This window comes from Acinetobacter sp. ANC_7512, assembly GCF_056779935.1.
Genome location: NZ_JBWYIX010000020.1, coordinates 1 through 8,212, shown reverse-complemented (window position 1 = coordinate 8,212; position 8,212 = coordinate 1). Strand labels below are relative to the sequence as shown.

Here is an 8,212-nt window from a genome sequence, read left to right as displayed (position 1 = left end):
ATTTTAATGAGGACTAAGGTTTGAGTTTGCATCGTTGCGACCGCCATCTTGTGTGGGCGGATCGTCGGGATTTCAACGAGCAAGGTTTCAACTGATGTAATCATTTCCACTCTACGCATTCTTGCATTGTGTATTTCATGTGGTATACCTTAAAAGAATGCAAAAATAGAGTCGAAGATCATTTTTGCATTTTAATATATTTAAAAGGTATGAAAGTCATGGAGCTTAGACATCTACGATATTTTGTCGCAGTGGTAGAAGAACAAAGTTTTACAAAAGCAGCCGAAAAGTTATTTATTGCGCAGCCACCATTAAGTAGACAAATTCAAAATTTGGAATCAGAGCTTGGCATTGCTTTATTTGAGCGAGGTAGCCGTCCATTAAAAACAACACAAGCCGGATATTTCTTTTATCAGCACGCAGTGAAATTACTTGCCAATGCTGAAGAAGTTAAGTCTATGACTAAGCGTATAGGTCTAGTTGAACGTACAGTAACAATGGGGTTTGTCGGGTCACTGCTTTATGGGCTGCTTTCTAAAATTGTATATTTATATAGGCAGCAGCAACCCCACTTAAAGATTGAACTTGTTGAAATGACCACGCTAGAACAAGTTAAAGCACTCAAAGAGGGGAAGATTGATGTTGGATTTGGGCGGCTTAGAATTTCAGATCCAGCATTGAAGCGAATTTTGCTTCGTGAAGAGCGCTTAATGATGGCAGTGCATGCGAGTCATCCTTTAAGTTTAAAAAAAGAAGGTGTTTATCTGTCTGATATTTCTGATGAAAATATTTTTTTATACCCTAGCCATACAACCCCTAGCTTTGCAACTCAAGTCCAAGCCTTGTTTGCAGAATATAATTTAGAACCTAAAAATATACGTTTGGTGCGAGAAATTCAGCTATCTCTTGGATTGGTTGCAGCTGGTGAAGGTATTTGTATTGTTCCAGAAAGTGCGAAATCAATTCAGCTATCCCATTTGCTTTACATCCCAATTTTAGATGAAACTGCAGTAAGTCCAGTATTTATGACGATACGTAATCTAGATGAGAGCGAGGACATCATGTCTCTAATAGATTGTATTTACCAAGTGTATGATTTAGAAGCAATTAAGTATGATAGAAATTTAATTTAGATAGGGTCTAATACAATAATTAGACTTAGGTCTAAAGCTATTGGATAAAAAATAGCAATCAAAAATCTTAAATACTCAAAATAACTACGACTTTAGCTTATGCCCCGAAAAGGGGCTTAATTTTTTTTGATAAATTTCAAACAAATAATTTTAACTTTGAAGAAAAAGTAGGTTGCAATAAAAAATTCAAATTAGAAATTCTCAAAGAATTTTTTTTTAAAGTAATTATTCGTCTAATTTTCATTCAATCATACTAGAAATAAGCCCTCGAGATTATTTAGACCTTGAAGGTATATATATAGATATATTCGGTTTTGGACATTTTTTCAGCTTTAAGTCAATGTTGCGTCATATTTTTGGAGAGTTTATTTGCAGGAGGCGCAACCTTGGAAGCAAACAAATTAAATATCAATCGTGTGATTGATGATGCTAAGTTCACACCATTTCATTGGGGTGTATTGTTTTGGTGCTTATTGATTATTATCTTTGATGGTTATGATCTTGTCATTTACGGAGTTGCATTACCTTTATTAATGCAGGAATGGGCATTAACTTCAGTACAAGCTGGATTGTTAGCAAGCACAGCTTTATTCGGGATGATGTTCGGTGCTATGTCATTTGGTACATTATCAGATAAGCTTGGTCGTAAAAAAACCATTATGATTTGTGTGGCAATCTTCAGTGGATTTACATTTTTGGGGGCATTTGCATCGAATCCAACTGAATTTGGTATTTTACGCTTTCTTGCTGGTCTGGGTATTGGCGGTGTGATGCCTAACGTTGTTGCTTTAATGACTGAATATGCACCTAAGCGAATTAGAAGTACTTTAGTTGCCCTTATGTTCAGTGGATATGCAATTGGTGGTATGACGTCAGCATTATTAGGTGCTTGGTTAGTTCCACAATATGGCTGGAAAATTATGTTCTATATCGCTGCATTGCCTTTAATCGCATTGCCGTTGATTTGGAAATTCCTACCAGAATCTTTGATGTACCTGACCAACAAAAACCAAACCGAGCAAGTGCGAATTAATGTGAAGAAAATCGCACCTGAAAAAAATATTACTGCTGACACTCAATTTGTATTAGATGAAGTCACAGCAGGTGATGAAGCTCCTTTAAAAGCATTATTCCAGCAAGGTCGTACCTTCAGTACTTTCATGTTCTGGGTTGCATTCTTTATGTGTTTACTCATGGTTTATGCTTTAGGAAGCTGGTTGCCAAAACTGATGATTCAAGCGGGTTACTCGCTTGGTGCAAGTATGATCTTCCTATTTGCATTAAATATCGGTGGTATGGTGGGTGCAATCGGTGGTGGATATCTTGCAGATCGTTTCCACATCAAAAAAGTACTCACAATTATGTTCGTGTGCGGTGCACTTGCACTTATCCTTCTCGGCTTTAATAGTCCACAAATCGTGTTGTATACGCTAATTGCAATCGCGGGCGCTGCAACGATTGGCTCACAAATTCTACTTTATACATTCGTCGCACAATATTATCCGTCGACAGTTCGTTCAACAGGTATGGGTTGGGCATCTGGTATTGGTCGAATTGGTGCAATCGTAGGTCCAGTACTCACTGGTGCTTTGTTAACCATGGAACTTCCGCACCAAATGAATTTCTTGGTCATCGCAATTCCTGGTGTGATTGCAGCGTTAGCAATTTTTATGGTGAATCTGAAAAATTCAGTAGATGGAAAAATTGCTCAGGAAGAATCTGTACACTCTTCTAAAGTCGTAGAACAAGCTCAGTAAAAATTCTTTATAAATAAGACAGCTGCCAGAAGGTGGCTGTTATTTAGACTTCTAAACCATTTTATAGGATAAGAGAGATTAGGATGATCTTTTCAAACAAACCATTTACTTTAAGTTTAATCTCATTAGCTGTTTTAACCTCTACTGCAACGTTTGCACAAAGCACACAACAGTCTGAAATAGAGCAATTACGTCAAGAAATCGAAGCACTTAAATCAATGATGGAACAACAACAGAAGAATGCTGTTGTACAGGCAAAATCGATTGAGACATTAAAGACAGAATCAGTTAGACCACAACCAAAATTAAATGTTGGTAAAGATACCACTTTTAATTTTTATGGAAATGTTCGTCTAGATGCCTCATATCAAGCCGAAGGTAGTGCGGCAGATCGCCTATATAATAATATTAATAAGGTTCCTTTAACCGGTAATAATGAGGCGAGTGATCAGCTTAAGTCGACTCTATCAGCAACACGTTTAGGTTTGGATATTCATAGTCAAATTAATGATAAAAAAGTTTCAGGTAAAGTTGAAGTCGACTTTTTGGGTGGAGCTGGATTAGATAATCTTCGTATACGTCATGCTTATATGAATTACGATAAATGGTTAATTGGTCAAACTTGGTCTAACTTTGCTGTGCCAGACTATATGCCTGAAACGATTGATGCCTTAGGTTATGTGGGTGGTGCTGTAAAACGAACCCCTCAAGTTCGTTATAGTATGAGTTTAGCACCTGCAACAGGCTTGGTCCTTGCAGCAGAAGATCCAAAAGATGGATTATCTAAAATGCGTACACCTGCAGTCACAGCGCGATTGAATCATCAATTAAATGATGATGCTAAACTCAGTTTACGTACTATGGTCAATGAAAAGAAAACAGAAGTTGATGAAGTCGTTGCATGGGGCGTAGGACTTGGTATGCAATATAAATTAGCTCCTTCAACTACACTGAAAGCTGACTACTATCATGTAAAAGGAGATAGCAGTTTTGTTTCATGGACGAATCCTGGTATCAGCCGTAGCTCATCTGGTGAAATTTTAGATGAGAATGAATTTGACTCAATTACCATAGGTCTAACGCAGCAATTTAATCCTCAATGGCGTGGAACTGTTGGTTTTGGTTATATGAATCAAGATGTGACAAATGCTTATCGAGGTGGTGCAGTAAATCTGACAGAGATCAATAAGGAGCTTTGGCAAGGTTGGGTCAATGCATTCTATAGTCCGATCAAACCGATTAGCCTTGGATTGGAATATGTGTATGGTGAGCGTAAAGCTGTAGTATCTGCACCAAATGGTTCTAACACAGGTGAGGATAATCGTGTAAGTGCTGTAGCAATTTATAATTTCTAAATTATTCAAACTTGAATGATGATAAAAAGAGCGATTTTTCGCTCTTTTTTTATGGGATGGTTTTAGAGAATGTCAGAATAGATCCTAGAAAAAATAAAAATATAAAAGTACTATGAGATCTTATTTACTTTACATTTTCATCTACTAGGAGAAGGCGCGTTTCGTGTACGAATTAGATTGCAAATTACTCAGTATTTTTTTTCATGTTTATAAATTTAAAAGTGTCTCGGTTGCTGCTGAACAATTGCAGATGAGTCAACCTGCTGTAAGTAATATTCTTAATAAAATTCGACAACATTATAACGATCCGCTTTTTTTAAGAATTGGGAATGAAATGATCCCGACGGAATTATCAAAGCAATTATTCCCATTGGTCAGTGAAGCATTAAGTAAAGTTGAAGCGATTAATAATTTTACGATCGATTTTGATGAAGCTATATCAGATCAACAATTCACCTTGGCGATGACTGATGTTTCGCATTTAGTATTACTGCCTAAGATTTCCCAATATCTAAAAGCAAAAGCATCTCATGTCAGATTAAATGTGCGTCCAATAACTTCTGAAACAAGTTATCAAATGGCAAATGGTGAAATTGATCTTGCATTAGGATTTCTGCCTCATTTGGAAAATGGCTTTTATCAACAAAAACTATTCGAGCAATATTATGTTGTAATTGCAGCAAAAGATCACCCTCGTTTAACGGGAGATTCAATCAGCAAAGAGCAGTATTTGGCAGAATCACACATTGATATTGATGCGGGAATGGGGCATTACCATATTGAAAATGAGCTGTTAAACCTTGAACTTAAAAGAAATATTTTAATGCGATTACCAAGTTATCTTGGTGTTGGTCTTGTTGTTCAAGAAACTGATGCGATTGCTACAGTGCCTTACTATCTAAGTGAAGTTTTATTATCACGAGGCAATTTAAAAATCTTTGATGCACCTATTGCTTTCCCGACATATGGTGTTAAACAATACTGGCATATGTCCTGTCATCATAAGACCAGCCATCAATGGCTTAGACATATGTTTCATGAAATCCTTGTAAAATAACACCCATAAATACTCTATGAGCAAGCGATTGGGGTTATATAGGTAGGCTATTCCTTAAATAAAAAATAGCCTAAGCTCTAAGCATCGTTATTAATTTTTAACTAAACCGCCATCCACTATTAAATTTTGACCAGTGACAGCATTGGAGTACGGTGACAAAAACATTAAAATGGCTGAAGCAAACTCATCAGGAGTGACTACTTTACGCAAGGGGGTAGCGGAAGCAATATAATCAAAAACTTCCTGTGGCGTGCTTTTACTTGCATCAGTTTGTTGAAGTAATCCACCAGACAACATATTGACATTAATTCCAAACTCACCTAATTCATGAGCACATGTTCTCGTCAATGCGAGAAGGGCAGATTTTGCAGTAGTATAGTCATGATATGGCACAACAGGATTTTGCACCAAGTTTGTTCCTATATTCACAATTCGACCGAATCGATTAGCTTTCATGTCGGCTAAAGCGGCTTGAGTGGTATTAAGAGCAGCTTTGACAGCACCCTCAAACTGAGTGTGCATATCATTCCATTGTATTTGTGAAATATTTGGTCTTGCATCCCCGTTAAATTTAAATCTAACGAGTGCATTATTCACAATTGAATGAATAGCTTCACCAAAATGCAGTTTGGCAGCGTTAAACATTTCTGAAACTTGATCTGCATCAGTAATATCCGCTTGATAACTAAAAACTTGATCAGGATGTGAAAGTTTTAATGTCTTAGCGGACTCATGACTACTATGATAATTGACAACGACACGAGCGCCTTCGCTCAATAATGCCTTGGTAATAGCCAAGCCAAGGCCTCGTGCCCCACCTGTAACGAGTACAATCTGTTCGTTTATTTTCATTTACACACAATCAATAAGACTTGGTGAAGATTGTATTTAAATAATAAGTAACTTCAACCTTTGATAAAGCAAAAATATTTATTTTTGAAATGAAATTTCTAATAGTTTGTGATGAATAAATCTGAGCTTGTCTAAGACTTTATCTGATAGCGTAAATGGGTATGCATCATCTAAACCCATACTGCGATTAAGTGCATTTAAGTTAAAAGTGATGGTTAACCAGTTTTGTAAAACAGTTTCAAAGTTTTTAGCACCAATCGGATTTTCTTCGATCGTCATACTTGGGAGATCAGCACGTTTAGATTGAACACTCAGACCCGCATAGTATGCTGTTTCTAAGGTATCCATCATATGTAAATAATGTGCCCAAGTCTCTGCCCAATCTTCCCATGGGTGAGCACTTGCATAGGAACTAATAAATTTTTTTTGCCAGTCTATGGGTGGACCTTCGTGATAATGTCGCTTTAAAGCCTCAGCATAATCTTGTCGTTCATCTCCAAACATTACTCTGAACGCATCAATGAGATCTGGTCGAAGCTCTTGAATGAGATCGAAATAGTAATGCCCGCTTTCGTGGCGAAAATGACCGAGTAGGGTTCGATAGTTTTCACCCATTTTTATTCGGGTTGTTTCGCGGTATACGACGTCTGCTTCGCTTGCATTTAATGTAATTGTACCTTGAGCATGCCCAGTTAAAACAGGAAGATCTGATTCGGGCATCAAAAAATTAAATCTAAGTCCAAATTGATCATGATCATTTTTTTTTGGTCTCGGCATGATATTTAGTTGTTGCATCATATAAAGGAAACGACGCTTCGCATGCTCTAATCTGCTCCAATAGATGGTGTGATCAGGATTATTTAAATTTGGAATAATAGAGGTTAGTTTGCAAGAGTCACAGTAAATATCAGAACTTTCTGCAGGAATCATCCAATTGCATACATGATGATGCAAATAATTAAAACAGGGTTTATAGAGTTTATTTTTGAATTTGGGATTAATAGATTTCCACAACTGACTAGTATGTTTATGGAAACTTCCCATTTCTCTTTCTTCTACAACATATCCTAAATTAATTCCACAATGAGTACATGTAGAATTCATAAAAAAGATTTGCCGATTGCACTGCGCGCAAGAAAAATATTTCATAAAAATTATTCATTTTTTTGAGATTATACCATTGCTTTTTTCAAAAAAAAATTTGTGTTTCTGATATTAAATAATGAAAATTAAAAGCAAGAAAAATGATGAACAATAAGTAATCAACGTATTGAATTTGTAAATAGCAGTATAATTAAGATCATTTAGTTGCTGTATAAAATAAAATCAATTTTATTAAAAAATAGTGTGATGCAAATCACAATATATTGAAATATATGATTTTTAATCTAAAAAAATCTTGATTAGAAAACTAAATGATCGTTTAATGCTATTAAGTAAAATTTCTTTAAATCTATGGGTATTTTGTATATGCAAACTCAGATTATCTCAAAAAAAACCTTGAATAATACGATCACTTCAGAAAGCAATATAATTAAAATTGTTGAAGACTCAGTTGTAATGATCGACGTGGCTCCTGAAGATGTTCAAGAGCTGATTGTGAATGAAAATCAGGTCATTATTAAATTAAATAACGGGGAAACAATTACTTTAGATAACTTCAATTATGAAACTTCAGATCTTGTTTTCCGTAATCAAAACGGTGAAATGTATGTCCTTGATTTCAAAAACGTAGAATACAATCCTTTAGAAAGCATAGAAGCGTTACTTGAAGGTGGTGCTGGAACTAGCGCTACAATCTTAAACAATTGGTTAGCTGGTGGTGCACTAGCACTAGGCGCAGTTGGAGTTGGCGTTGCTGTATTTGATGCAGCTAATGGATCAGATAATAATCCAACTGATCCAACTGATCCAACTGATCCAACTGATCCAACTGATCCAACTGATCCAACTGATCCAACTGATCCAACTGCTGAGCAAAAGCTAGAAGAAGCGATTGAAGAAGTAGAAGGTTTAATTGCTGAAGGCAAGTTTGATGGTCAGCAGTTGGATGATGTA

Annotated in this window: 7 protein-coding genes; 5 read left to right on the top strand and 2 right to left on the bottom strand. The window is 36.1% G+C overall.

Features of this window, described 5'->3' with window-relative positions:
- The first annotated feature begins 218 nt into the window (after window positions 1-218).
- The 4 genes from AC1M9H_RS14205 (at window position 219) to AC1M9H_RS14190 (ending at window position 5,302) form a co-directional block, all read left to right on the top strand.
- A complete protein-coding gene (locus AC1M9H_RS14205; RefSeq protein ID WP_035270297.1) occupies window positions 219-1,133 on the top strand; it encodes a LysR family transcriptional regulator in 915 nt (304 codons plus the stop codon).
- A 386-nt stretch (window positions 1,134-1,519) separates the two neighbouring features.
- Window positions 1,520-2,890 carry an aromatic acid/H+ symport family MFS transporter gene (locus tag AC1M9H_RS14200; RefSeq protein WP_481613636.1) on the top strand — a complete coding sequence of 457 codons (1,371 nt, stop codon included), beginning with the start codon at window positions 1,520-1,522 and terminating at the stop codon, window positions 2,888-2,890.
- 83 nt (window positions 2,891-2,973) lie between these two features.
- The gene (locus tag AC1M9H_RS14195) at window positions 2,974-4,245 is read left to right on the top strand and encodes a DcaP family trimeric outer membrane transporter (protein WP_481613635.1); all 1,272 of its coding nucleotides are present in this window, start codon (window positions 2,974-2,976) and stop codon (window positions 4,243-4,245) included.
- 163 nt (window positions 4,246-4,408) lie between these two features.
- Complete coding sequence (locus tag AC1M9H_RS14190) at window positions 4,409-5,302, top strand: LysR family transcriptional regulator (protein ID WP_092766282.1); 894 nt, start codon at window positions 4,409-4,411, stop codon at window positions 5,300-5,302.
- Window positions 5,303-5,392: 90 nt separating this feature from the next.
- Here AC1M9H_RS14190 and AC1M9H_RS14185 read toward each other — a convergent pair whose 3' ends face one another.
- A complete protein-coding gene (locus tag AC1M9H_RS14185) occupies window positions 5,393-6,154 on the bottom strand; it encodes a 3-oxoacyl-ACP reductase (protein ID WP_481613634.1) in 762 nt (253 codons plus the stop codon).
- Between the two features lie 78 nt (window positions 6,155-6,232).
- Window positions 6,233-7,303: a zinc-binding metallopeptidase family protein gene (locus AC1M9H_RS14180; protein ID WP_481613633.1), complete on the bottom strand. Its 1,071-nt coding sequence runs from the start codon at window positions 7,301-7,303 to the stop codon at window positions 6,233-6,235.
- Window positions 7,304-7,624: 321 nt separating this feature from the next.
- Here AC1M9H_RS14180 and AC1M9H_RS14175 point away from each other — a divergent pair.
- Window positions 7,625-8,212, top strand: a 588-nt coding sequence (locus tag AC1M9H_RS14175; protein ID WP_481613632.1) for a BapA/Bap/LapF family prefix-like domain-containing protein, incomplete at its 3' end; no start/stop codon positions are given.

Excerpts from the sequence above, each read along its gene's own strand:
- AC1M9H_RS14205 (WP_035270297.1), top strand. The coding sequence starts at position 219 with ATGGAGCTTAGACATCTACGATATTTTGTCGCAGTGGTAGAAGAACAA.
- AC1M9H_RS14195 (WP_481613635.1), top strand. The coding sequence starts at position 2,974 with ATGATCTTTTCAAACAAACCATTTACTTTAAGTTTAATCTCATTAGCT.
- AC1M9H_RS14185 (WP_481613634.1), bottom strand. The coding sequence starts at position 6,154 with ATGAAAATAAACGAACAGATTGTACTCGTTACAGGTGGGGCACGAGGC.
- AC1M9H_RS14180 (WP_481613633.1), bottom strand. The coding sequence starts at position 7,303 with ATGAAATATTTTTCTTGCGCGCAGTGCAATCGGCAAATCTTTTTTATG.